Origin of the sequence: Thauera sp. JM12B12 (genome assembly GCF_039614725.1) — a bacterium.
GTDB lineage: Bacteria > Pseudomonadota > Gammaproteobacteria > Burkholderiales > Rhodocyclaceae > Thauera.
In genome coordinates, this window is the sequence record NZ_CP154859.1 from 334,430 (window position 1) to 358,990 (window position 24,561).

Here is a 24,561-nt window from a genome sequence, read left to right on the forward strand (position 1 = left end):
GTCTTCAGAAGGAGGAGTCCGTCATGCATGCTACTACCGTTGCCGTTGACCTGGCCAAGAGCGTCTTTCAACTGGCGGTGGCCGATTCGGCCTGGCGCGTAACCGAAAGCCATCGTCTCACCCGCGCTCAATTTGAACGCTGGTTCGCCAATCGCGAAGTCGCGCTCGTCATCATGGAAGCCTGCGGTTCTGCGCATCACTGGGCACGCTGGCTCAATTCTCTTGGCATTGAGGTGCGGTTGCTCCCCGCAGCCTATGTTCGCGCCTACGTCCGCCGCAACAAGACCGACGCGGCCGATGCCCGTGCGCTGCTCGAAGCGGCCCGTGCGGCCGACATCGATTCGGTGCGCGTGAAGTCGGTCGAGCAACAGGCGCTGCAGGGCCTGCATCGGATTCGCTCGCTGTGGATGAGTACGCGTACTTCGCGCATCAATGCACTGCGTGGCTTCTGCCGGGAGTTTGGATTGAGCATCCCGCAAGGTGCGCGCACCGGTGTCGAGACGATGAGCCGCGTGCTGGCCGACCCGCGCTCGCCGGTGCCGGCGCTGATCCGCGAAACGATGCGGCTGCTCATCGAAGAGATCCGCCTGCTCGAACAGCGCATCGCGCAGCTGGAGCGCGAATTCACCGAAATGGCACGACATAGTACCGCGTGCACACAACTGATGTCGGTACCGGGCATTGGCCTGCTGACCGCGACGGCGATGGTGGCGGCCACCGGCGGTGACGTCACGCACTTCAAGGATGCGCGCCATTTCGCGAGCTGGTTCGGGCTCACACCCAAGGAATACTCTTCGGGCAGCACCCGGAAGCTCGGTCGAATTTCCAAACGCGGAGATCGCTATCTGCGGATGTTGCTTACCCATGGCGCCCGGGCCGTACTGCGGGCTGCGGCGTTGGCCCGCAATGCGAGCAGGGCGCTGGACGGCCTGCGCACTTGGGCGACCGAGGTCCAGCAGCGCACCAATCACAACAAGGCTGCCTGCGCGCTGGCCAATAAACTTGCCCGCATCTGCTATGCCGTACTGCGTGACCATGCCGGCTATGGCAATCCGCAACCGCGCCCGAACAAGAAGCTCGAACGCACCGCCTTCGCCATTGCCGCCTGATCGCTTCACCCTTTCTCCTCACCCTTGCGCCAGGGCAATCGCACCGACTTCGCATAAGCTAATGCAATAACTCGTTAACTTTCATGACCTTGCGAGACCCCTGTTCACATTGTCATAAATTGTGTAGTTTCCTACCTTTTTGGGCATCCCATGAAGGCAGGAAACGTCATGCCGCTGACGCAGGTGTTCGTCTCGATTTCCGACCCGCGCAGCGCGCGGCATGCGCGCCACGACTTGGCCGAGTTGCTGACGGTGGCGGTATGCGCGGTGCTGTCGGGTGTCGACGACTTCGTCGACATCGAGCTGTGGGCCGAGGCCAAGATCGACTGGCTGCGAGGCTTCATGAAGCTTGAGCACGGCATCCCGTCTCACGACACGATCGGACGCGTGTTCGGCCTGATCGCGCCGGACGAGTTCGAGTCGGCGTTCCGGCGCTGGGTCGGCATGGTGGTGCCGGCGCTGGCCGGAGATACGGTCGTGGCCATCGATGGGAAGACCAGCAGGCGCTCGGGCGGCAAGGGCAAGACCGACGCCAGCCCGCTGCACTTGGTGAGCGCGTTCGCGGCTGGCATGGGCGTCGTGCTGGGCCAGACGGCGACCGCCGAGAAGTCGAACGAGATCACCGCGATTCCCGAACTGCTCGCCAAGCTGGCGATCGAGGGCTGCGTGGTGACGATCGATGCAATGGGCACCCAGACCAAGATCGCCCGCACGATCCGCGAGCGCGGCGCGCATTACGTGCTGTGTGTGAAGGAGAACCATCCGAACCTGCACGATTCGATCCTGTTTGCCGACATCGATGCGCGCGGGCCGCTGACGCCGAGCTCGACGCATGAGACCACGATCAAGGACCACGGGCGCATCGAAATCCGTCGATGCCGCGCCTACGCCGCGATCGACCGCCTCTACAAGTCCGAGGACTGGCAGGACCTGGCCACCTTCGCGGCGGTCGAGCGCATCCGCACCGTGGGCGAGCACACCAGCACCGAGCGCGTCTTCTACATCAGCAGCCTGCCCGCCGACGCCGAGCGCATCGCTCGGGCCGTACGCAGCCACTGGGAGATCGAGAATCGGCTTCATTGGTGTCTGGATGTACAGTTCAACGAGGATCAGTCACGCGTTCGCACCCGCTACGCTGCCAACAATTTCGCCATCGTTCGCCACATCGTGATGAACCTGCTGCGGCTCAACACGACCCGCAAGGCGAGCATCAAGTCCAAGCGCATGCTGGCGGCGACGATCGACGAATTTCGCGCCGAGCTGCTTGGGGTTATGACATGAAGGTGCGATTGCCCTGACCCTTGCGCCGAGACTGATCGCTCATCATGGCAAACCGGGTCACACCCACGCGACAGAACGCCGATAACTCTTCCGGCTCTCCAGCAGCCGCTTGTAACGATTGGCGCATCGCGGGCAGATTCCATGTCGGCACGGGTCATTCAGAACCCACCACAGATGCCGGATATACGACTGCAGGTGATTCACCCCGGAAAGTCAAAACCACGATTCGTCTTGCTTTACGGGGGAGTCCATATAGGAATTGTTAGGCCGCAGCGTGCCCACTCAACTTTTGATTCCCGCTTCTGCTGCTCGCTTCGCAACAAGGATCATGGGTGCAAGGCTCACTGCAACAGTGCACCCTGATGGGATGGGCAACATTCCTTTATCCCCAGAGTCCACAGACGTCACGGCACGCTGTGACACGACACCGACTGCCTCCCCGTTTGCGTTGAACAGTGGGCCGCCACTGGCACCAGGGTGCATAGCATTGTCTATATACATGACCTCACACTGAACCCTATCCCCAGCCTCCGTGTTCTCCGCAACCACGCTCCGGATGTTTCCCACAACCCCGCGTTTGAAAAGCGGGCCCATCATGTCGGCCATATATCCCTTGCTCATGGCCATGTGAAACTGATCGACTCCGGGGAAGTCAGGCTGGAGCAATGTATTCACCCGAAAGGGAAGCTCCAGCTCTTCAGAGTATCCCGCCATAAAAACTTGTTCGCCAAGGCGTGGTGCAGCGGTTCTTGCAGGGATGTACGGCACAGCCGGAATCGTCGCGTTGTCCGATCTGAGGAGCAGCACCGCCAAGTCGATTTGCACGGGGCTCTTGAACGCAGAAACTTCAAGGTCAATTGCACAAACCAATACGGCGTACTCCAGAACTGGCAGACCAGGGAACTTGCAGAAAATTCTCTGTGACGGATCTTGGTAGTCACTCTTGCGAATCGGCCAGCGACCAGTGACAACGTGGGCGGCGGTAAGCACCTCACCCTGCGTACTGAAAGCGAATCCTGTTCCTTCGCTGATCTTTTCATCTCCAGAGAAGACGGTGATGTAGCAGCAAGCCGGGCTGACCCGTTGATAAAGCTCAGAATGCATGGCGCTCCGCTATTTCTGCGGCCCAACGTCTGAATTCACCGGCCTGCGCGGTTTTTCGCGCAGGTCCGGTGGAATGATGGGTTGGGCGACGGCCAGGGCAATCGCACCGACTTCGCATAAGCTAATGCAATAACTCGTTAACTTTCATGACCTTGCGAGACCCCTGTTCACATTGTCATAAATTGTGTAGTTTCCTACCTTTTTGGGCATCCCATGAAGGCAGGAAACGTCATGCCGCTGACGCAGGTGTTCGTCTCGATTTCCGACCCGCGCAGCGCGCGGCATGCGCGCCACGACTTGGCCGAGTTGCTGACGGTGGCGGTATGCGCGGTGCTGTCGGGTGTCGACGACTTCGTCGACATCGAGCTGTGGGCCGAGGCCAAGATCGACTGGCTGCGAGGCTTCATGAAGCTTGAGCACGGCATCCCGTCTCACGACACGATCGGACGCGTGTTCGGCCTGATCGCGCCGGACGAGTTCGAGTCGGCGTTCCGGCGCTGGGTCGGCATGGTGGTGCCGGCGCTGGCCGGAGATACGGTCGTGGCCATCGATGGGAAGACCAGCAGGCGCTCGGGCGGCAAGGGCAAGACCGACGCCAGCCCGCTGCACTTGGTGAGCGCGTTCGCGGCTGGCATGGGCGTCGTGCTGGGCCAGACGGCGACCGCCGAGAAGTCGAACGAGATCACCGCGATTCCCGAACTGCTCGCCAAGCTGGCGATCGAGGGCTGCGTGGTGACGATCGATGCAATGGGCACCCAGACCAAGATCGCCCGCACGATCCGCGAGCGCGGCGCGCATTACGTGCTGTGTGTGAAGGAGAACCATCCGAACCTGCACGATTCGATCCTGTTTGCCGACATCGATGCGCGCGGGCCGCTGACGCCGAGCTCGACGCATGAGACCACGATCAAGGACCACGGGCGCATCGAAATCCGTCGATGCCGCGCCTACGCCGCGATCGACCGCCTCTACAAGTCCGAGGACTGGCAGGACCTGGCCACCTTCGCGGCGGTCGAGCGCATCCGCACCGTGGGCGAGCACACCAGCACCGAGCGCGTCTTCTACATCAGCAGCCTGCCCGCCGACGCCGAGCGCATCGCTCGGGCCGTACGCAGCCACTGGGAGATCGAGAATCGGCTTCATTGGTGTCTGGATGTACAGTTCAACGAGGATCAGTCACGCGTTCGCACCCGCTACGCTGCCAACAATTTCGCCATCGTTCGCCACATCGTGATGAACCTGCTGCGGCTCAACACGACCCGCAAGGCGAGCATCAAGTCCAAGCGCATGCTGGCGGCGACGATCGACGAATTTCGCGCCGAGCTGCTTGGGGTTATGACATGAAGGTGCGATTGCCCTGGGGCGACGGCCTAGACAACCGTTGCCTCCATTAACTCACGCAAGCTAAAGAACGCACTCTTTGCAAGTTCTTGGTTAGCACGGACTCTTGGGTCTATGTTTCCGTGGAAATACTCACAGCGAAATTTGTACAGAACATACAGATACAGCGACGTGATGTCTGGTGCTTTTCCTCGAAGGTCGAATGCACAGGACTCTGGTGAATTATCGCCAAAGGCTATAACGACGTCTTTTCGCTTTGGTACGTTGATCGAAGAAAGCAGTCCAATACGACCAGGCCCAAACACGCTATCTAGGCTATAGAGCCCTGTACCTGCAACGGTAGCGAAGTTGTGAAACAGCATATGACCGTAGTGCTGGACGCCGATTTGCGCCAGGTTTGTACTTATTCGCGCTGCGTTGGCGGAATGGAATATTCCCTCAGAGCTTGCTTCCCACCGTCTATACGTACGGTAGAGGTGCTGGAAGAGCAAGTCAGGTCTTCCAATTGGCTCGAAGAATCGTAGCCCCTCCGTATGTGGCCGTAACAAGGAGTGGTTACTGGCTTTTTGGAGAAACTCCGTAACAGTATTTTGGTTCTGGCATTGCAGCCGGAACTTGAAACCTGAGACGTCGTGACTATAGGTGTAGCCATTGCAATGGCACGTAGCCAATGAATCAACTTCTTGAGTTATGAAGGGGTCTACGTCATTCAGCGCAAGAAGCTTGGGTTCAAGGACGGGGCGGATGGTTCGTGCCATAAGCAAGCAACCGCTTTGATCCCCTTGGTTAGGGTGTATGTCCTGATACCAGGAATTGAATCCCATCCATAGGTTCGCGAAAGGCCCAAGGAAATCGAGCTCGCTAACTTCAAGATATTCTTTCGCTAGGTTCGCCATTTGTTCTTATGGAAGGAGCAAATCAAAGGGGTCAATTGCTGTCGCCCAGCTTTGTTTTAGGGCGACTGCCCTGCTGCGTAACATCGTTGCTGCTCCATAACATCAAACATCGACCCACGGCGTAACGCGCTTGCTGCTAGGATGCCCGAGGCATAAACTGTACAAAACAACAGTCATAACAAGCCATGAAAACCAGCACTGCACCGTTACCACCGCTGCGTTCGGTCAAGGTTCTGGACCAGTTGCGTGAGCGCATACGCTACTTGCATTACAGCTTACGAACCGAACAGGCGTATGTCCACTGGGTTCGTGTCTTCATCCGTTTCCACGGTGTGCGTCACCCGGCAACCTTGGGCAGCAGCGAAGTCGAGGCATTCCTGTCTTGGCTGGCGAACGAGCGTAAGGTTTCGGCATCCACACATCGGCAGGCATTGGCGGCCTTGCTGTTCTTGTACGGCAAGGTGCTGTGCGCAGATCTGCCTTGGCTTCAGGAGATCGGAAGACCTCGGCCGTCGCGGCGCTTGCCGGTCGTGCTGGCCCCGGATGAGGTGGTTCGCATCCTCGGTTTTCTGGAAGGGGAGCATCGTTTGTGTGCCCAGCTTCTGTATGGAACGGGCATGCGGATCAGCGAGGGTTTGCAACTGCGGGTCAAGGATCTGGATTTCGATCACGGCACGATCATCGTGCGGGAGGGTAAGGGCTCCAAGGATCGGGCATTGATGTTGCCCGAGAGCTTGGCGCTCGGCCTGCGCGAGCAGCTGGCGCTTGCCCGGGCATGGTGGCTGAAGGACCAGGCCGAGGGCCGCAGCGGCGTTGCGCTTCCCGACGCCCTTGAGCGGAAGTATCCGCGCGCCGGGCATTCTTGGCCGTGGTTCTGGGTCTTTGCGCAGCACACGCATTCGACCGACCCACGGAGCGGTGTCGTGCGTCGCCATCATATGTATGACCAGACCTTTCAGCGCGCCTTCAAACGTGCCGTGGAAGAAGCAGGTGTCGCGAAGCCTGCTACACCGCACACCCTGCGCCACTCGTTCGCGACGGCCTTGCTCCGTAGCGGTAATGACATTCGAACCGTGCAGGATCTGCTCGGCCATTCCGACGTCTCCACGACGATGATTTACACGCATGTGCTGAATGTTGGCGGTGCCGGAGTGCGCTCACCGCTTGATGCGCTGCCGCCCCTCTCTAGTGAGAGGTAGGGCAGCGCAAGTCAATCCTGGCGGATTCACTACCCGTGCGCGAAGGCCATCGGTGCCGCATCGAACGGCCGGTTGCGGAAAGTCCTCCCTGCGTCCGCTGATGGCCGAATGTGTGAGGTCGGGCTGAGTGCCCCAGAGCTGTCGTTGGCGATCAGGCGGAGGTCGCCCTAGGCGACCGTTCAGGCCGAGGAGTTCGCACTCAGCAATCGCCTTGAACGTCTGCTGCGCTCTGTAAGGTGACATCGCCACCACTGAGAGGAGAACGCCCGAATTGGATCCAGCCGGCCAGGAGCGAGCCAATGGAAGACCTGACGCCGGACGCCACGCGCTCGTAGAATCCCGAGCATCGCCGCCTGAGTGGCGGCTCAGTTCGACAACGCCCATCCCTCGTGGAATGTGCCCGTGCGGTGAACGGCGCCTGTGGTACGAGGGATGAACCCCGTTCGTTAGTGGCTCAGGAAAGGCTGACTCCAATGCCCAATGACACGAAGCCCGTTGCTGTGGTCGCGGCCGATGTGGCGCCGAGAACCAAGCCATCGAACTATCCGGAGCCCTTTGCCTCGATGATGCGGGGCCGGGTCAAGCGCCAGCTTGGCGATGTCTTCGGATTGAGCAATTTCGGCGTCAACCTCACCCGCATGGCGCCGGGGTCCATATCGGCCTTGAGGCACTCGCACGCCAGGCAGGATGAGTTCATCTACATTCTTGAAGGGGCGCCTGTCCTCATAACGGAGGCGGGAGAGACGCAGCTTGGACCGGGGATGTGCGCGGGCTTCAAGGCGGGCGAGGGCGGAGGCCATCAGCTCGTAAACCGCGGCAGCGGCGTTGTGGTCTATCTCGAGGTCGGCGATCGTACGGCGGGTGATGGCGTGTTCTACCCGGACGATGACATCGAGGCCTACGAGGAAAACGGCGCTTGGCGCTTCAGGCACAAGAATGGGGAGCCTTACCGCTAGCGGGTGTCGTCCGTGCAGTCGCCGCTGACGCCGCGCTGCAGGGGTGACGGGCCTGACGGGGCGCGCCCTGACGGCGCTTCTAGATGATCGCGCGCAAGCGCTCGGCCAGCGCATCGCCGACGTGCTGCATGAAGGCGCGCACCCGGGCCGTCTGCCGCAGGTCGGGGTGGGTCAGCATCCAGATCGGTGCGGCCAGCTCGGGAATCGGCTCGGACACCGGCACCAGATCAGGGTTGGCGGCCTCCATGAAGGTGGGGAGCACGCCGACGCCGATGCCGGTACGCAACATGGCGGCGGTCGCGTTGAAGATATCCACGCGGACCCTGACGCGCGCGTGTTCCATCTGCGCGCGCATCCAGCGGTCGTAGATGCGGTCCTGCTGGTTCTTCTCGAAGGCGACCCAGGGTGCATCGCGCACCAGTGCCGGGAGCGGCTGCACGGATTGCGGCAGCCCGGGTGCGCCGCGACGGGCATAGACGCGGCACTGCGTCACGCCCAGATTGCGCCCGACGAGATGTTCGGAGACCTGGCCCGACAGCCGCAGCGCCACGTCCGCCTCCCGCTGCGCCAGGCTCTGGCCGACGATCTCCGGCCGTTTGCACGACAGGTCGACGAGATACGCGTTCTCGGACACCTCGACCTCGATGCCGGGGTAGGCACGGGCGAACTCGGCCAGCGGCCCGGGCAGCAGATGTTCCATGATGACGAAGGCGGTCGTGACCTGCAGCAGCCCGGTGAGCTCGCGATCGCGCCCCAGGATCTGGCGCTCGATCTCGTCCACCCGGTCCGCCATGTGGCGCGCGTGCGCGAGCACGGTCTGCCCGGCGTCGGTGGGCGCGTAGCCGCTGCGCTTGCGTTCGAACAGGCGCGTGCCGAGCTTCGCCTCCAGCGCGTCGAGCCGGCGTAGCACGGTCGTGTGATTGACGCCGAGCAGGCGCGAGGCCCCCGCCAGCGAGCCCGTTTCGCCCACGGCGAGCGCGTGCCGGAGGTCACTCCATTCCAGATCGGGCATGACAGGGTCTCCACGAAGACTTTGCAAATGTGCAAAGTTCGTTCGCAGTTTGCCCAATTGTGTGCGCAGATGTCGATAGCCACAATGCAGGCACTGCCGATCTGGAGGTCCCCATGAACATCATCAACCTGCCTCGCATCGCGCTCGCCCCGGCGTTCGAGAGGCCCGCACCGCGGTCCGCGACCTCCCCCGTGAGCTGGATGGAGCGCCTCGCCGCGTGGGCGGACCGGCAGCCGCAGCACCACCGCCTCGGCAGTTGGACGGCGGTGGGCATCGCTGCGCCGTCCAGTGCTGCATCGGCGGACGCGCACGCCGCGCGTTGAGCGGGCGCGGCGCCTACTCTGCCGTCGCCAGCAGGCTCGCGTTGCCCCCCGCCGCGGTGGTGTCGATGCACAGATGGCGCTCCACCACATAGCGTTCCGGCGCGATGGCCTGGGTCTCGAGCGGCACGATGGCGCCGTCGCGCCCGGCCAGCGCAACGCGTAGCCCTCGGGTCCAGTCGCTGGCGCCCGCTGCGGCCACCGCCGCGATCCCCTTGAGCGCGCCCAGCGTCTCGGCCGCGACGGTGCCGTCGAGCGCGGCGACGGGCGCCCCGGCATCGATCAGCGGCTTCGCGGCCTGCTTCGCGTCGGGGGCGACGAGCACCGCGGCACAGCCCGCACCGAGCGCCTGCACCGCCTGGGCGACGGCGATCTCGGCCGTCGGGCCGAGGCAGAGCACCGTGCCCTTCGCATACAGCGACAGGCGGTTGCTCTCGCCGGTCGGCCCGGGGAGCGTCTGCGGCGTCATGTCCAGGGCCGCGGTCTCGTTGAGCGCCTTGCGGATCAGACCGCTCCTGCCGCTCAGCGCCTTGCGCAGCAGCGCGATGCGATCGTGTCGCGCCGCCCAGTTGCCTGCATTCAGCCCGTCGAGGGCCGGCTGGAGTTCGCCGACCGGCACGGCCCGGCCCTTCGGCGCGTCGTGCTGCTCCACGGCGGCGGTGCGGCGGAAGCGGGAGACGTAGTGCGGGCCGCCGGCCTTGGGCCCGGTGCCCGAGAGGCCCTCGCCGCCGAAGGGCTGGGAGCCGACGATGGCGCCGATCTGGCTGCGATTGACGTAGACGTTGCCGACGCGGAGACGCTCGACGATCTGCTGCACGCGGTCGTCGATCCGCGTATGCAGCCCGAAGGTCAGCCCGTAGCCCCGGGCGTTGATCGCGTCGACCACCTTGTCGAGGTCTCGTGCCTTGAAGGTCGCCACGTGCAGGACCGGGCCGAAGATCTCGCGCTCGAGGTCCTCGATGCCCCCCACCTCGATCACCGCCGGGCTGACGAAGGTGCCGACCTCGGGCGCGGGCAGCTTCTTCAGCACCTTGCCGGCCTTCTCGTGTGCGGCCACATAGGCGCTGATCTCGTCGCGGGCGTCGGCGTCGATCACCGGCGACACGTCGGTGTCGGTGTTCCACGGATCGCCGATGGTGAGCGCGTCCATGGCGCCGTGGAGCATGTCGAGCAGCCGCTCGCGCGCCTCTTCCTGGACGTACAGCATCCTGAGCGCCGAACAGCGCTGGCCGGCCGACTGGAAGGACGAGATGAGGATGTCGCGCACCGCCTGCTCGGTCAGCGCCGTGGAGTCCACGATCATCGAATTCAGGCCGCCGGTCTCGGCGATCAGCACCGCGTCCGGCCCCGCGTTCTGCGCCAGGGCGGTGTGGATGATCTGCGCCACCGGGGTCGAGCCGGTGAAGCACACGCCGGCGATGCGCGGATCGCTGGTCAGCGGCCCGCCCACCGTCGGCCCGTCGCCGGGCAGCAGCTGCAGTGCGGCCTCCGGCAGCCCGGCCTCGCGCATCAGCGCGACGGCACGGGCGGCGATCAGCGGGGTCTGCTCGGCGGGCTTGGCGAGCACCGCGTTACCGGCCACCAGCGCGGCGGCGATCTGGCCGGTGGTGATCGCCAGCGGGAAGTTCCACGGGCTGATGCAGACGAAGATGCCGCGGGCGCTGCCGGGCTCTTCCGCTTCCAGCCGCTCGCCCTCATTCGCGTAGTAGCGCAGGAAGTCCACCGCCTCGCGCACCTCGGCGATGCTGTCGGACAGCATCTTGCCGGCCTCGCGGGCGGTGATCGCGGTCAGCTCGGCGACATGTTCCTCGTAGAGATCGGCGGTGCGGCGCAACACCGCCGCCCGTTCGGCCACCGGCCGCGCCGACCACGCGCGGAAGCCTTCCTCGGCGGCGTCGAGGGCGGCCGCCACCTCGTCGGGCGTCGCCTCGTGCACCTTGCCGACCACGCGCGCAGGGTCGGCCGGAGACACGACATCGCGCGCCGGTCCTCGCGGCGCCGGGCTGCCCGCCAGCATCGGGGCGGCCGTCCAGGTCGTGTCGGCGAAGGCCTCGCGCGCCTTCAAGAGCGGCAGGATCGAGGCCGGTTCGTTGATGCGGTAGCCGCGGGAGTTCCTGCGCTCGGGCGCGAACAGCGCGCCGGGCGGACGGATCGAGGGGTTGGCGATGGCATCGCCCAGGCGCTGCAGCTCGGTGACCGGGTCGCGCGCGATCTCGCTGGGGGCGATCGCGGTGTCCACCACCTGGTTCACGAACGAGGAGTTCGCCCCGTTCTCGAGCAGACGGCGGACCAGATAGGCCAGCAGGTCACGGTGCGCGCCGACCGGCGCGTAGATCCGGCAATGCGTCCCCTCCGACTGGCTGACGATGTGATGCAGCGACTCGCCCATGCCGTGCAGGCGCTGGAACTCGAAGCTGTCCTTGTCCGCACCGGCCATGGCCAGCACGGCGGCGCAGGTGTGGGCGTTGTGGGTCGCGAACTGCGGATAGATGCGGTCGCGGCGATCGAGCAGCATCTGCGCGCAGGCCATGTAGCTGACATCGGTGTTCACCTTGCGGGTGAAGACCGGGAAGGTCTCGACGCCCAGTTCCTGCGCCAGCTTGATCTCGCTGTCCCAGTAGGCGCCCTTCACCAGCCGCACCATGATCCTGCGGTCGAGCCGCTCGGCAAGGGCGTGGAGCGCCTCGATCACCGGCGCCGCTCGCCGCCCGTAGGCCTGCACGACGACCCCGAATCCGTTCCAGCCGGCCAGGCCGGGGTCGGACAGCAGCGCCTCGATCACGTCGAGCGACAGATCCAGCCGGTCCTGCTCCTCGGCGTCGATGTTGAAGCCGATGTTGGCCTTGGCGGCCCGTTTCGCCAGGTCCAGCGCGCGCGGCACCAGCTCGGCGATGACCTGGTCGCGGTGGGTGGATTCGTAGCGCGGATGCAGCGCCGAGAGCTTTACCGAGATGCCGGGGCTGGATCGCACGTCGCCCTTGGCCTGGCCGGCGATCGCGCTGATCGCGCGGGCGTAGGCGGCGTGATAGCGGACGGCGTCCTCGTCGGTCCGCGCCGCCTCGCCCAGCATGTCGTAGGAATAGGTGTAGCCCTGCTTCTCGAGCTCGCGCGCGTTCTTCAGGCCCTCCTCGATGGTCTGGCCGAGCACGAACTGGCGTCCGAGGATCTTCATCGACTGGCCGACCGCGCTGCGCACCAGGGGCTCGCCCATGCGCCGCACCAGGCCGCGCAGTGCGCGCACCGGCCCCTTGGGGTCGTCGTCGAGGACCTTGCCGGTCAGCATCAGCGCCCAGGTCGAGGCGTTCACCAGCGACGACGAGGACCTGCCGAGGTGCGCGCCCCAGTCGGAGGGCTCGATCTTGTCGTGGATGAGGTCGTCGATGGTTTCCGCATCGGGGACCCGCAGCAGCGCTTCCGCCAGGCACATGAGCCCGACGCCCTCGGCGGTGGAGAGTCCGTACTCGGCCAGGAACGCCTCCATCATCGACGGCGAGGTTTCCTGGCGCACACGCTCCACGTAGCGGGCGCCGGCGTCGGACACCTTGCGGCGCTCGTCCGCCGACAGCCGGATACGGTCGAGCAGCCCGTGCAACACGCTCGCCTCGTCGGCGAAATAGTCGTCGCGGATGCGCGCGCGCGGCCCGCTGATCTCATGCTGGGGAGTTTGATTCGCCTCGTTCATGCTCAGTCTCTCCTCGCTGGCCGACACAAGGGGGGGACGCGTCACGCGTCCTCCGATCAGCGATCGATGTGCTGATATTCGCCCGCATCGGCGGTCACGCTGCTCACCACCACGATCGCGATGAACGAAGCGATGAAGCCCGGAATGATTTCGTACACACCGGGGCCACCCATGAACGCGCCGCTCCAGCCCAGCGAAATCCAGATCATGACCGTGGCGGCCCCCACGAGCATGCCGGCGATGGCGCCCGCGCCGTTGGTGCGCGGCCACATCAGCGACAGGATGATCAGCGGCCCGAACGCCGCGCCGAAGCCCGCCCACGCGTTGCCGACCAGTGCCAGCACCTGGGAGTTCGGATCAGATGCGATGACGGCTGCAACCAGGCCGACCAGCACGACACAGATCCGGCCGATGCGCACGCGCTCGGCGTCCGTCGCGTTCTTGCGCAGGAACAGGCGATAGAAGTCCTCGGTGAGCGACGACGAGGAGACCAGGAGCTGGCTCGAAACGGTGCTCATGATCGCCGCGAGCAGGGCCGCGTACAGGAAACCGGTGATCAGCGGATGGAACAGCAGATTGGCCAGGATGATGAAGATCGTCTCCGGATCCTGCACATCCAGTCCGTTGCGGATCGCATAGGCGCGGCCGAAGATGCCCAGCGAGATCGCGCCGATCAGCGAGACGATCATCCAGCTCATGCCGATGTTGCGGGCGATCGGGACGTCCTTCAGGCTCCGGATCGCCATGAAGCGCACGATGATGTGCGGCTGGCCGAAATAGCCCAGCCCCCAGGTGACCGCGGACAACCAGCCGATGAAGGTCAGCCCCTCGGTCCACGAGAGCAGCGTGGGATCGACCTCGCTCAGGGTCCGTGAGGCCTGGGAGAAACCGCCGCCCCCTTCGCCGAAGAGCACCACCGCGGGCATGATGATCAGCGCCAGCATCATGATGCAGCCCTGCACGAAGTCCGTCATGCTCACCGCCAGGAAGCCGCCGACAACGGTATAGGCCAGCACCACACCGAGGGTGATCACGATGCCCACGGCGTAGTCGCTCAGGCCGCCGAAGTTGAAGATTCCGGAAAACGCGGTCTCGAACAGCTTGCCGCCGGCAACCAGGCCTGACGCCGTATAGACCGCGAAGAAGACGACGATGACGATCGCCGATATCGGCCTGATCGACATTGCCCGCGTCGGGAAACGGTTTGCGAGGAACTCGGGAATGGTGATCGCATTGCCGTAATGCACCGTCTGTTCGCGAAGGCGTGGTGCGACCAGCAGCCAGTTGAAGAACGCGCCCACGACAAGACCGATGCCGATCCACGCCGAGCCCAGGCCGGATACGAAAAGCGCCCCGGGCAAGCCCAGCAGCAACCAGCCACTCATGTCCGACGCGCCCGCCGACAGCGCCGCCACCTGCGGGCTGAGGCTTCGGCCAGCAAGCATGTAGTCCTCGGACGAAGACGTGGATTTGCGCATCGCGTAAAGGCCGATGGCGATCATGAGCGCAAAGTATGCGAGGAGACTGATCCAGACACCGATAGCCATAAGAATTCTCCTGTCTTCGGGGCGGAATTACCTCGGAAAGGTTTTTTGAATCATGTTTGCAGGATAGTAAATGCGCCTGCAAGCTCAAGAAAAACGGGGAATTCAGTATCTGCACCCGAAGTCTCGGCGCATGCGAATGGCGTTTTAATGCCACGCGCTTCGGGTAAGAAAAATTGCGGATCGCATGATCTGCAGCGTCGCAAGCGGGAAATGCGCTGCGCGATTCGAAGACGGTCTCTGATGCCTTCAGCTTGTTCGTCAACATCCGTCGCAGATCGTTCTCTTCGGTTGTCGATCGATCCACCGGGCGCATGCCGCGCCGCCCGCCCTGGTGGGGACGTCCGCCGCGAATCCCGAGGGTGTTCGCGTGCTGCGGCCCGCCCGGGCTGGCGACCCTCGCGCCCGACCGCTACCATCCCCGCCCATGTCTGCCGCTCCCGAACTCGACGTCTTTTCCTGCCCGCTCGACGGCATCCGCCTGGTCGAGGCCTCGGCCGGCACCGGCAAGACCTGGAACATCTGCGGCCTCTACCTGCGCCTGCTGCTCGAGCGCGAGCTGCCGGTCGAGTCGCTGCTCGTGGTCACCTTCACCAAGGCGGCGACGGCCGAGCTGTCGGGGCGGATCCGCGAGCGCATCGTCGAGACCCTGCAGGTGCTCGACGGCGGCACGCCGGGGCCGGATCCTTTCGTGCCCCAGCTGCTCGCGCACCTGGCCAGCGCCGGCCACGGGCAGGAGCGGCTCGCCACCCGCCTGCGCCTGGCGCTGCAGACCTTCGACGAGGCGGCGATCTTCACCATCCACGGCTTCTGCCAGCGTGCGCTCGCCGACACGCCGTTCGCCGCCGGCCTGCCTTACGAACTCGAGCTGGTCGAGGACGACAGCGCGCTGCGCCTCGAAGCCACCCAGGACTTCTGGCGGCGCGAGGTCGCCGGCGGCGGGCTGCCGGCCCTGCTGGCGACACATCTGCTGCAGTCCGGCGACAGTCCCGAGGCGTGGGCCGAGATCCTCAAGCGCCACATGGCGCGGCCATGCGCGCGGCCGCTGTGGGATGCGGAGACCGGCCCGCCCGCTGCCGCAGACGCTGAGCCGGGCGCCCCCGCTTCGGAGGCGGACGCCGCGGCGCCGGTGGCGGGCGGGCCCGGCGTCGGTGAGCGCCTGGCGGCCGACGAGGTCCGCCTGCAGTCGGCTTACGCGGCCGTGCGCGCGGCTGCCGCCACGCTCGCTCCGGCGGTGGCTGCGGTGGAGGCGGCGCTCGGCGGGCTCAATGCCAACAGCTACTCGCCCGAGGCGGTCGCCCGCGCGGCGCGGCAGTGGGCCGACTGGCTGGCGGCCGGCGACCCCTTGCATCCGCTGCCCCGGGACAAGGACAGCAAGCTCGCGCTGCTCGCCGCCGACACGCTCGCGAAGCGCACCACGGCCGCCGGCCGCAAGCAGGGCATCGCGCCGCCGCAGCACGCCTTTTTCGCGCTTGCCGCCGAGCTCCTCGCCGCGCGCGGCGCGGTCGATGCCGGGTGCGCGCACGCCCGCCTGCGCCTGCTGCGCCGCTTCGTCGAGCACACCGCGGCAGCGCTGCGCCAGCGCAAGCGCGAGCGCCGCCAGATCGCCTTCGACGACATCCTGTGGAACGCCCACCGCGCGCTCCACGACGGCGAGCAGCCCTGGCTCGCCGCGGCGCTGCATGCGCGCTATCCGGTGGCGCTGATCGACGAGTTCCAGGACACCGACCCGCTGCAGTTCGGCATCTTCGACCGCATCTATCGCGCCGGAGGCCGCCACGGCACGCTGTTCCTGGTCGGCGACCCCAAGCAGGCGATCTACAGCTTCCGCAGCGCCGACCTGTTCACCTATCTCGCCGCGCGCGAGCGCACCGACAGCCGCTACACCTTGCGCCACAACCAGCGCTCGGCGCCGGCGCTGATCGAGGCCTGCAACCGGCTGTTCGGCGCCAACCCGGCGGTGTTCATGATGGACGGCCTCGACTACGTGCGCGTGGGCGCGGGCAGCCGGGCGCGGGCGCAGCTGCATGACGACACCGCGGCCGGCCCGCAGGCGCCGCTGCAGCTGTGGCGCATTCCGCGCGACGAGCGCGTCGACGAGGATGAGGGCGAGGGCGGCGGCAGCCGGCTGCTGCGTGCGGTCGCACTGCAGCGCGCGGCGCTCGCGACCGCCGCCGAGATCGCCCGCCTGCTCGCCGCCGGCGCGCAGGGCCGGGTGCGCATCGGCGATGCGCCGCTCGCGCCCGCCGACATCGCAGTGCTGGTGCGCAGCCACGGCCAGGGCGCGCGCATGCGCCGTGCGCTCGCCGCTTTTGGCGTGGGCAGCGTCGAGCTGTCGCAGGCCAGCGTGTATCACACCGACGACGCCGAGGAGCTCGAGCGCGTGCTGCTGGCGATCGCCGAGCCCTTGCGCGAGCGCCGCGTCAAGGCTGCGCTCGCCACCGCGGCGATGGGGCGCGACGCCGCCGCGCTCGCCCGCCTCGCAGAGGACGAAGGCGCGCTGCTCGCCACCCTGGACGCCTTCGCGCGCTGGCGCGAGCTGTGGCTGACGCGCGGCTTCGGGGTGATGCTGCGGCAGTGGATGGCCGACGAGGGCGTGGCCGCGCGCCTGCTGGCGCGGCCCGACGGCGAGCGCCGGCTCACCAACCTCATGCATCTGGCCGAGCTGCTGCAGCAGGACGCCGGCAGCGCGGCGCCCGAGGTGCTGCTGCGCACGCTCGCAGGCCGCCGCGCCGAAACCGGCGGCGGCGAGGCCACCCAGCTGCGCCTCGAGTCCGACCGCAACCTGGTGCAGATCGTCACCATCCACCGCGCCAAGGGTCTCGAGTACGGCATCGTGTTCTGCCCCTTCCTGTTCGACGGCTACGGCCGCAACGGCGGCGAGGGGGCGATGCGCGCCTGGCACGACGACGACGGCACGCTGGTGCTCGACTACCGCGCGGGCGCCGCCGAGGATGCCGAGGTCAAGGCGCGCCTGCGCCGCGAGCAGCAGGCCGAGGACCTGCGTCTGATCTACGTCGCGCTCACGCGTGCGGTGCATCGCTGCTACCTGGTGGTCGGCAGCTACGCCAGCCTGAGCTTCGGCCGCCGCAACCACAGCGAGGGCGGGCGCAGCCTGCTCAACTGGATGGTCGCCGGCGCCGGCATGAGCGCGCAGGAATGGGCCGCCCACAAGCCCACGCCCGCCGGCACCGACGCGCACTGGCGGGCGCTGGTCGCCGCCGCCGTCCTCGGCGGTCAGCCGGTGATGCAGCTGTCGGAGCTGCCCGCGGGCGAGGGCGCGCCGCTCGCTCCGCCCGCCGGCGCCGGGCAGCGCCCGCGTGCGCAACGTCCGCCCGCGCTGCCGTCCGGCTGGCGCGTCGGCAGCTTCAGCGCGCTGATCTCCGGCGCCACCCACGAGCGCGCCGCGCAGGACTACGACGCGGCGGCCCTGCCGGCGCGAGCGATCCGCCTGCTGGCAGGCGAAGCGCCGGATGCCCCGGGCGCCCTGGCTGCGGACGACCGGGGCGTCGCGCCCGAGGGCGTGGGCATGCCCGAGCATGGCGGGCACGACGCGCGTGATCCGCAGGCTGGCCTTCGACCCTGGGTGCCGGCGGCCGACGACGTCCTCCGCTTCCCGCGCGGGCCCTCGGCGGGCGACTGCATGCACGCCTTGTTCGAAGCCATCGACTTCACCGACCCGGCGGGCTGGGATGCCGCGATCGACGCGGCCCTGGCGATGCATCCGCAGACCCTGGGCGATGGCGCTGCAGCCGGCGGCCGCGGCGCCGAGCAGGCGCGCCTGCGGCGCATGCTCCGCGGCCTGCTGGAAGACGTGCTCGCCACCCCGCTGCGGGCGGCCGAGGGCGAGGCCCCGGCGCTGCGCCTCGGCGAGCTGCCGCGCGCGCGCCGCCTGGTCGAGCTCGGCTTCCACCTGCCGGCGCCGCGGCTGAGCGCCGACCAACTTAACGCCTGGCTGGCGGCGCAGGGCTACGGCGTGCCGCGGCTCGCCTTCGCCGACCTCGACGGCTACCTCAAGGGCTTCATCGACCTCGTCTTCGAGCACGGCGGGCGCTTCTGGGTGCTGGACTGGAAGTCCAACCACCTCGGCGACCAGCCCGAGGACTACGCCCCGGCGCGGCTGGAACTCGCGATGCAGGCCCACGGCTACCACCTGCAGCACCTGATCTACAGCGTCGCCCTGCATCGCCACCTCGCGCGCAGCCTGCCGGGCTACGACCCGGCGCGCCACTTCGGCGGCGCGCTCTACCTGTTCGTGCGCGGGGTGCGTCCGCGCTGGCGGATCGACGGCCAGCCCGCCGGCGTGTTCCACCACCGCTGCCCGCCCGCGACCCTGCTCGCGCTCGACGCGCTGCTCGCGGCGCGCGTGCAGGCGACGGCGCTCGAGACCGCGTGAGGTCGCAGGCATGAAGGATCTCGCCGAAGGCTTCGCCCGCCACCTCGTCGCCTGGGCGACGGCGCTCGACGCGCCGGCCGACGGCCTTGCCACGCTCGCCGCGGTGGGCCGGCGGCTCGCGCTCGCCAACGCCGCCGGCCATGTCTGCGTGCCGCTCGCGGCGCTGGCGGATCCGGCCGTCTCGGCGTCGGACGCCGCAGGCGACGGGCCGCCCGCGGATGAGCTGGGCAGGCCGTGGGCCGATGACATCGACCCGCTGGGGTCGGACGCACCTGACGTGCCCTCGCTCGGCGGCATCGCGTCCTCCTGGCCCATCGCCGACGAGGGCTGGAAGGCGCCCGCCGCGCCGTCCGCCGCCTGCGCGCGCCTGCGCGCGCAGCTGCTCGCCAGCGGCGTGGCGGTGGCGGCCGCGCAGGCGTGCGCAGGCCGTTCGGCGCATCCGCTCGTGGTCGACGACGGCGACCGCCTCTACCTGCGCCGCAGCTTCGACCAGGAACGCGCGCTGGCGCAGGCGCTGGTCGCACGCGCCGCCGGCAGCGCATCCGCGCTGGAGGCGGCGGCCGGTCCGGCAGGGTCGCAGCGCGGCGACGCCACCGCGACCCTGCTCGACACCCTGTTCCCGCCGCGCAGCGTCGCCGCCGCGCCCGACTGGCAGCGCATCGCCGTCATGCTCGCGCTGCGCGCCCGGCTCACGGTGATCAGCGGCGGGCCCGGCACCGGCAAGACCACCACCGTGGCCGCGCTGCTCGCCTGCCTGCTGGCGGAGCGCCAGGCGCTGCGTATCGCGCTCGCCGCACCCACCGGCAAGGCCGCCGCGCGCATGCTCGAGGCCCTGCGCCAGCGCGCGCAGACGCTCCCCGAGGCGCTCGCCGCACGCCTTCCCGACGAGGCGTTCACCGTGCATCGCCTGCTCGGCGTCACCCCCGAGGCGGGACGCTTCCGGCATCACGCCGGCAACCCGCTCGCGCTCGACGTGCTGGTGGTGGACGAGGCCTCGATGCTCGACCTCGCGCTCGCCGCGCGCCTGCTCGACGCCCTGCCGCCCGGGGCGCGGCTGGTGCTGCTGGGCGACAAGGACCAGCTCGCCGCGGTCGAGGCCGGCGCGGTGTTCGCCGAGCTGTCGGCCGAGCGCGTGTTCAGCGCGCCGGTGTGCGCCCGGCTGGGGCTGGGCAGCGCGTCCGTGGATGTCGTGTCCGCCGCAGCGGCTTCCCCGGGCGTGCTGGCGGACTGCGTGGTCTGGCTTACCGAGAGCCACCGCTTCCGCGCCGACTCCGGCATCGGCCGGCTGGCGGCGGAGGTGCGCGAAGGGCAGGGCGCGCGCGCGCTGGCCTGGCTGCGTGCAGGGGAGGACGCGTCGGTGCGCTGGATCGAGGACGGCGGGGCGCGCCCCGGGCCGCAGCTGATCGCCGCCCTGGAGTCGGGCTACGCCGACTATTTCGAATGCCTGCGCCGTGCGCCCGAGGACGTGGCGGCGGCCACGCGCGCCTTCGAGCGCTTCCGCGTGCTGGTCGCGGTGCGCGAGGGCGGGCGCGGCCTGGCGGCGCTCAACGCCCATCTCGAGAGCCGCCTGCGGGCGCGCCTCGGCCTGGCGCCGGCGCGCGGTACGGCGGCACGCTGGATGCTCGGGCGGCCGGTGATCGTGCTCGCCAACGACTATGCGCTCGGCCTCTTCAACGGCGACATCGGGCTGTGCCTGCCCGACCCCGCCGCGCAGGGCGCGCTGCGCGTGTTCTTCCCCGCCCCGGGCGGCGGATTCCGCGCGCTGCCGCCGCTGCGTCTGCCAGCGCATGACAGCGCGTTCGCGCTCACCGTGCACAAGAGCCAGGGTTCCGAGTTCGAGGAGGTTGCCTTGGTGCTGCCGCACACGCCGGCGCGGGTGCTCACCCGCGAGCTCATCTACACCGGCATCACCCGCGCGGCGCGGCGGGTCACGTTGGCGGGCGCGGCGGAGGTCCTCGTCGCCGGCTGCGCGGCCCGCAGTGCGCGCGCCTCGGGCCTGCGCGACCGCATGCGCGAGGCGCTCCGCGAGCGGTCAGGGGTGCGCTAGCGGCGCTCAGCCGCGCGCGGGCGGGGATGCGCTTTCGCGCCGCGATCCGGCCTGCCTGCCGACGATGCCAGCCGCGCCGGAATCCGCTACCCTGCGCGCTGTTTCCAAGCCCCGGCGCTCCGTCGCCCATCGTCCATGGCCCAGCCCACGCTCAAGCAACGCAAGACCTTCGCGCTCATCCGCATCTTCGGGGGCATGGTCGCAGCCCTCTACCTGAGTTTCGTCGTGGTCAGCAACATGATGGCCGGCATGCCCTTCGAAGGCAGCCTGGTGTTCACCGCGCTCGTCGCCCTCGCCGGCTACGGCTATGCCGCGTGGTATCTGCGCGACCTGTCGGCGGTCGCGCGCGAGGAGCGCGGCGAGCGATGAAGCCGGGGCGCGGGTCGCAGCGCCCGTGCGTCGCCCGTGCCTGCGTGGCGGCGCTCGCCGCACCGCAATCGCGGCCGGGGCGGGCCGGGTGAGCCGGCGCCCGCGCGCTGCGCCGCTCGCCCGCGCGCTGCAGCGGGCGGCGACGTCGATGACGCGCACCGCGCTGAGAGCGGGCGCCCGCGCCGCGGAGCAGGCGGTGGCGCGCACCGTCGAGGCGGTCGCGGCGGCGAGCGCGCCGCCTCCGGGCGCGGGCGACTGGCTGCCCGGACAGGCGCTCGGCCCCGCCGGCCTACGCCGCTTCTTCCTCTTCCGTCCCGCCGGCGTGCGCAACGACGAGCGCCTGCCGCTGCTGGTGATGCTGCATGGCTGCGGCCAGACCGCCGCGGCCTTCGCACGCAGCACGCGCATGAACCGCGTTGCCGCGCAGGGACGCTTCCTGGTGCTCTATCCCGAGCAGGACCGCGCCGCCAATCCGCAGGGCTGCTGGAACTGGTACGACACCCGCAGCCGCCACGCCGACGCCGAGGCGGCCACGCTGATGGCGGCCATCGACCAGGCCTGCCTGCTCTATCCGGTGGACCGTGACGCGGTGGCGCTCGCCGGGCTGTCGGCCGGGGCGAGCATGGCGGCGCTGCTGGCGGTCACCTATCCGTTACGCTTCTGCGCGCTGGCGATGCATTCCGGCGTGCCGCCGGGCAGCGCGCATTCGGCGGCCGGTGCGCTCGCCGCCATGCATGGCCGGCACCCGCCCGTGGTGGCCCTGGCCACCGGGAACCTGCCGCCCCTGCTGGTGATCCATGGCCGCGACGACGGCGTGGTGTCCCCGCGCAATGCGCACGCAGCGGCCGAGCAGTGGGCGGCCGCACTGGGCGCGGCGCAGGCTCCCCCGCGGCAGATTCAGCGCGGCACGCGGCGGCCGATGACGGTCACCGACTTCCGCCGCGGCCGGCGCCTGTGCGTGCGCCTGTGCGAGGTCGAAGCGCTCGGCCACGCCTGGAGCGGCGGCGCTGCGGGCATGCTGTTCAGTGACGAGAAGGGGCCGGATGCGTCGCGCCTGATCGGGCGCTTCGTGGCCACGCAGGGGGCGAATGCGCGCGCCGCGAAACGCTAGGCATGCGGGCGCGGCGGAATTTCCAATGCAGGGTGCGGGAGGCGAGCGGGTGATGGAAGCGAGGTGCGGCAAGGGAACGGACGCCGTCGGCGCGGCTGCCGCGGGCATCGAGGCGCGCTTCGAGGTCGCCTATGCGGGCTTCACGCTCGCGGTGGACCTGCAGCTGCCCGGCCGCGGCGTCACCGCGCTGTTCGGCCACTCCGGCTCGGGCAAGACCACGCTGCTGCGCTGCGTCGCCGGGCTGGAGCCGGCGGCGCGCGGCCGCCTGGTGGTCAATGACGAATGCTGGCAGGACGACGCGCGCGGCGTGCGGGTGCCCACCCACCGCCGCGCGCTCGGCTACGTGTTCCAGGAGGCGAGCCTGTTCCCCCACCTGTCGGTGCGGCGCAACCTGGAGTTCGGCCTGCGTCGCATCCCGGCGGCGGCGCGCCGGGTGCGCCTCGACCACGCGGTGACCCTGCTCGGCATCGAGGCCCTGCTCGAACGCATGCCCGACCGACTCTCCGGCGGCGAGCGCCAGCGCGTCGGCATGGCGCGTGCGCTGCTCACCAGCCCGCGCATCCTGCTCATGGACGAACCGCTCGCCGCGCTCGACCACAAGCGCAAGCAGGAGATCCTGCCCTACCTCGAGCGCCTGCACGACGAGCTCGACATCCCGGTGCTCTACGTCAGCCACGCGCCCGACGAGGTCGTGCGCCTGGCCGACCACGTGGTCATGCTCGGCGCCGGCAAGGTGATGGCCGCCGGCGAGCTGCACGCGACCCTGGCGCGACTGGATCTGCCGACCGCCTTCACCGAGGACGCCGGCGTGGTCATCGACGGCACGGTGGCCGAGCACGACGACCACTACCAGCTCACCCGGCTCGACTTCCCCGGTGGCGCGGTGTGGGTGCAGCGCCAGCCGGCGGCGCTCGGCCGCCGCCTGCGCTTTCGCATCCACGCCCGCGACGTCAGCCTCGCCGACCACAAGGTGGAGGGCACCAGCATCGTCAACCTGATCGCGGTCACGGTGAAGGAAGTGGTCGGCGCCGATTCCCCAGCCCACGTCCTGGTCGGCCTAGACGCCGGCGGCACCGCGCTGATCGCCCGCATCACCCGGCGATCGAGCGCGCAGCTTGGGCTGCGCCCGGGGCTGCGGATGTGGGCGCAGATCAAGTCGGTGGCGCTGCTGGGGTAAGCGGGTCCGCGCCGTGCGCTCACCCCGGCGCCAGGTTGGCGAGCAGGTTCAGGCAGATGGACACCGTGACCACCGACCCCACCGTGGTGAGCAGGATCACGCGCGCGACCAGGGCGGCGTCGCGGCCGTAGTAGCTCGCCAGCATGAACGGGCCGGTGCCGGTTGGCAGTGCGCTCAGCAGCAGGGCAGCGCCTGCCCACAGCGCCGGCAGCTCGAACACGCGGAAGGCGAGAAAGGCGGTGATCGCTGGCTGCAACAGCAGCTTGGCGAGCACCAGCCCGGTTGCGCCGTCGTGCTGCCCCTCGTGCTTCTGGGCGAGGAAGAGGCCGATCGACACCAGCGCGCAGGGCGTCGCCGCCGCGCCGAGCAGGGACAGGAAGCGGGCGGCGGAGGCGGGCAGCTCGGCACCGAAGGCCGCCCAGGTGCAGCCGAGCACCGGCGCGACCAGCAGCGGGTTGGCGGCGAGCGCTCGCACGACCTTGGCAAGCGCGCGCAGCGGAAGCTTCTCCTTCTGCAGGCCGATCTCGACCAGCACGATGCCGACTGCGAACAGCAGGCAGGCCACGATCAGGGTGGCGACGATTGCCGGCATCAAGCCGGCGTCGCCGAACACCAGCGCGCACAGCGGGATGCCGAGAAAGCCGGTGTTGGCGTAGGCCGCGCTCAGGCCATCGATGCTGGCGTCGACCAGCCGGCCCGACTTGCGCACGCGCAACGCCACCGTGGCCGCGAACACCAGCGCGCAGCCGGCACATACCGATGCGATGAAGCCCGGCTGCCAGAGCTGTTCCCAGCTCGCGGTGGCGGTTACATTGAACAGCAGCGCCGGCAGCGCCAGCCAGACCACGAAACGGCTGAGCTCGTTCGACGCCGTCTCGCCCAGGCGGCCGCTGCGGCGACAGACGTAGCCGGCCAGGATGAGGCCGAAGATGGGCAGGACAACGTTGACGATGGCGGACATGCGCGTGACTCCCGAGGTGTTGAGTCAAGCGTAAGGGTGTCGATCGATACCGTCCA

16 protein-coding genes are annotated in these 24,561 nt (G+C 68.3%); 11 read left to right on the plus strand and 5 right to left on the minus strand.

Annotated features, from left to right (window positions below):
- Window positions 1-23 precede the first annotated feature (23 nt).
- Window positions 24-1,109: an IS110 family transposase gene (locus AAG895_RS01500; RefSeq protein WP_345793802.1), complete on the plus strand. Its 1,086-nt coding sequence runs from the start codon at window positions 24-26 to the stop codon at window positions 1,107-1,109.
- Between the two features lie 150 nt (window positions 1,110-1,259).
- Window positions 1,260-2,390, plus strand: a complete 1,131-nt coding sequence (locus tag AAG895_RS01505; RefSeq protein ID WP_345793803.1) for an ISAs1 family transposase — start codon at window positions 1,260-1,262, stop codon at window positions 2,388-2,390.
- A 282-nt stretch (window positions 2,391-2,672) separates the two neighbouring features.
- Here AAG895_RS01505 and AAG895_RS01510 read toward each other — a convergent pair whose 3' ends face one another.
- On the minus strand, window positions 2,673-3,494 hold the full coding sequence (locus tag AAG895_RS01510; protein WP_345793804.1) for a trypsin-like peptidase domain-containing protein: 822 nt from the start codon (window positions 3,492-3,494) through the stop codon (window positions 2,673-2,675).
- Window positions 3,495-3,707: 213 nt separating this feature from the next.
- Here AAG895_RS01510 and AAG895_RS01515 point away from each other — a divergent pair, with 213 nt between their 5' ends.
- The 3 genes from AAG895_RS01515 (at window position 3,708) to AAG895_RS01525 (ending at window position 7,886) form a co-directional block, all read left to right on the plus strand.
- Entirely contained in the window at window positions 3,708-4,838 is a 1,131-nt protein-coding gene (locus AAG895_RS01515; protein WP_345793803.1) for an ISAs1 family transposase, read from the plus strand.
- A gap of 1,078 nt (window positions 4,839-5,916) precedes the next feature.
- The gene (locus tag AAG895_RS01520; protein WP_345793805.1) at window positions 5,917-6,930 is read left to right on the plus strand and encodes an integron integrase; all 1,014 of its coding nucleotides are present in this window, start codon (window positions 5,917-5,919) and stop codon (window positions 6,928-6,930) included.
- A 473-nt stretch (window positions 6,931-7,403) separates the two neighbouring features.
- Window positions 7,404-7,886 (plus strand): cupin domain-containing protein, encoded by a 483-nt coding sequence (locus AAG895_RS01525; RefSeq protein ID WP_345793806.1) that lies wholly within the window; start codon window positions 7,404-7,406, stop codon window positions 7,884-7,886.
- A gap of 79 nt (window positions 7,887-7,965) precedes the next feature.
- On the opposite strand, the gene AAG895_RS01530 is transcribed toward AAG895_RS01525, so the two are convergent.
- Window positions 7,966-8,898, minus strand: coding sequence for a LysR family transcriptional regulator (locus AAG895_RS01530; protein ID WP_345793807.1), 933 nt, complete (start codon window positions 8,896-8,898; stop codon window positions 7,966-7,968).
- Window positions 8,899-9,011: 113 nt separating this feature from the next.
- On the opposite strand from AAG895_RS01530, the gene AAG895_RS01535 reads away from it, so the two are divergent.
- The gene (locus AAG895_RS01535; protein WP_345793808.1) at window positions 9,012-9,221 is read left to right on the plus strand and encodes a hypothetical protein; all 210 of its coding nucleotides are present in this window, start codon (window positions 9,012-9,014) and stop codon (window positions 9,219-9,221) included.
- Between the two features lie 13 nt (window positions 9,222-9,234).
- On the opposite strand, the gene putA is transcribed toward AAG895_RS01535, so the two are convergent.
- Both putA and putP read right to left on the minus strand, forming a co-directional pair.
- Window positions 9,235-12,900 carry a bifunctional proline dehydrogenase/L-glutamate gamma-semialdehyde dehydrogenase PutA gene (gene putA, locus AAG895_RS01540; protein ID WP_345793809.1) on the minus strand — a complete coding sequence of 1,222 codons (3,666 nt, stop codon included), beginning with the start codon at window positions 12,898-12,900 and terminating at the stop codon, window positions 9,235-9,237.
- 56 nt (window positions 12,901-12,956) lie between these two features.
- Window positions 12,957-14,447 (minus strand): sodium/proline symporter PutP, encoded by a 1,491-nt coding sequence (gene putP / locus AAG895_RS01545; protein WP_345793810.1) that lies wholly within the window; start codon window positions 14,445-14,447, stop codon window positions 12,957-12,959.
- A gap of 424 nt (window positions 14,448-14,871) precedes the next feature.
- Here putP and AAG895_RS01550 point away from each other — a divergent pair, with 424 nt between their 5' ends.
- The 5 genes from AAG895_RS01550 (at window position 14,872) to modC (ending at window position 23,544) form a co-directional block, all read left to right on the plus strand.
- Window positions 14,872-18,840: a UvrD-helicase domain-containing protein gene (locus tag AAG895_RS01550; protein ID WP_345793811.1), complete on the plus strand. Its 3,969-nt coding sequence runs from the start codon at window positions 14,872-14,874 to the stop codon at window positions 18,838-18,840.
- A gap of 10 nt (window positions 18,841-18,850) precedes the next feature.
- On the plus strand, window positions 18,851-20,887 hold the full coding sequence (gene recD / locus AAG895_RS01555; RefSeq protein ID WP_345793812.1) for an exodeoxyribonuclease V subunit alpha: 2,037 nt from the start codon (window positions 18,851-18,853) through the stop codon (window positions 20,885-20,887).
- Between the two features lie 135 nt (window positions 20,888-21,022).
- Window positions 21,023-21,256 (plus strand): hypothetical protein, encoded by a 234-nt coding sequence (locus tag AAG895_RS01560; RefSeq protein ID WP_345793813.1) that lies wholly within the window; start codon window positions 21,023-21,025, stop codon window positions 21,254-21,256.
- Window positions 21,257-21,404: 148 nt separating this feature from the next.
- Window positions 21,405-22,367: a PHB depolymerase family esterase gene (locus tag AAG895_RS01565; protein WP_345793814.1), complete on the plus strand. Its 963-nt coding sequence runs from the start codon at window positions 21,405-21,407 to the stop codon at window positions 22,365-22,367.
- Between the two features lie 52 nt (window positions 22,368-22,419).
- Entirely contained in the window at window positions 22,420-23,544 is a 1,125-nt protein-coding gene (gene modC / locus AAG895_RS01570) for a molybdenum ABC transporter ATP-binding protein (RefSeq protein ID WP_345793815.1), read from the plus strand.
- Between the two features lie 19 nt (window positions 23,545-23,563).
- On the opposite strand, the gene AAG895_RS01575 is transcribed toward modC, so the two are convergent.
- Window positions 23,564-24,505, minus strand: coding sequence for an AEC family transporter (locus tag AAG895_RS01575; RefSeq protein ID WP_345793816.1), 942 nt, complete (start codon window positions 24,503-24,505; stop codon window positions 23,564-23,566).
- Between the last annotated feature and the right edge of the window lie 56 nt (window positions 24,506-24,561).

Coding starts and splice junctions, on each gene's coding strand:
- AAG895_RS01500 (WP_345793802.1), top strand. CDS start 24: ATGCATGCTACTACCGTTGCCGTTGACCTGGCCAAGAGCGTCTTTCAA.
- AAG895_RS01505 (WP_345793803.1), top strand. CDS start 1,260: ATGAAGGCAGGAAACGTCATGCCGCTGACGCAGGTGTTCGTCTCGATT.
- AAG895_RS01510 (WP_345793804.1), bottom strand. CDS start 3,494: ATGCATTCTGAGCTTTATCAACGGGTCAGCCCGGCTTGCTGCTACATC.
- AAG895_RS01515 (WP_345793803.1), top strand. CDS start 3,708: ATGAAGGCAGGAAACGTCATGCCGCTGACGCAGGTGTTCGTCTCGATT.
- AAG895_RS01520 (WP_345793805.1), top strand. CDS start 5,917: ATGAAAACCAGCACTGCACCGTTACCACCGCTGCGTTCGGTCAAGGTT.
- AAG895_RS01525 (WP_345793806.1), top strand. CDS start 7,404: ATGCCCAATGACACGAAGCCCGTTGCTGTGGTCGCGGCCGATGTGGCG.
- AAG895_RS01530 (WP_345793807.1), bottom strand. CDS start 8,898: ATGCCCGATCTGGAATGGAGTGACCTCCGGCACGCGCTCGCCGTGGGC.
- AAG895_RS01535 (WP_345793808.1), top strand. CDS start 9,012: ATGAACATCATCAACCTGCCTCGCATCGCGCTCGCCCCGGCGTTCGAG.
- putA (WP_345793809.1), bottom strand. CDS start 12,900: ATGAACGAGGCGAATCAAACTCCCCAGCATGAGATCAGCGGGCCGCGC.
- putP (WP_345793810.1), bottom strand. CDS start 14,447: ATGGCTATCGGTGTCTGGATCAGTCTCCTCGCATACTTTGCGCTCATG.
- AAG895_RS01550 (WP_345793811.1), top strand. CDS start 14,872: ATGTCTGCCGCTCCCGAACTCGACGTCTTTTCCTGCCCGCTCGACGGC.
- recD (WP_345793812.1), top strand. CDS start 18,851: ATGAAGGATCTCGCCGAAGGCTTCGCCCGCCACCTCGTCGCCTGGGCG.
- AAG895_RS01560 (WP_345793813.1), top strand. CDS start 21,023: ATGGCCCAGCCCACGCTCAAGCAACGCAAGACCTTCGCGCTCATCCGC.
- AAG895_RS01565 (WP_345793814.1), top strand. CDS start 21,405: ATGACGCGCACCGCGCTGAGAGCGGGCGCCCGCGCCGCGGAGCAGGCG.
- modC (WP_345793815.1), top strand. CDS start 22,420: ATGGAAGCGAGGTGCGGCAAGGGAACGGACGCCGTCGGCGCGGCTGCC.
- AAG895_RS01575 (WP_345793816.1), bottom strand. CDS start 24,505: ATGTCCGCCATCGTCAACGTTGTCCTGCCCATCTTCGGCCTCATCCTG.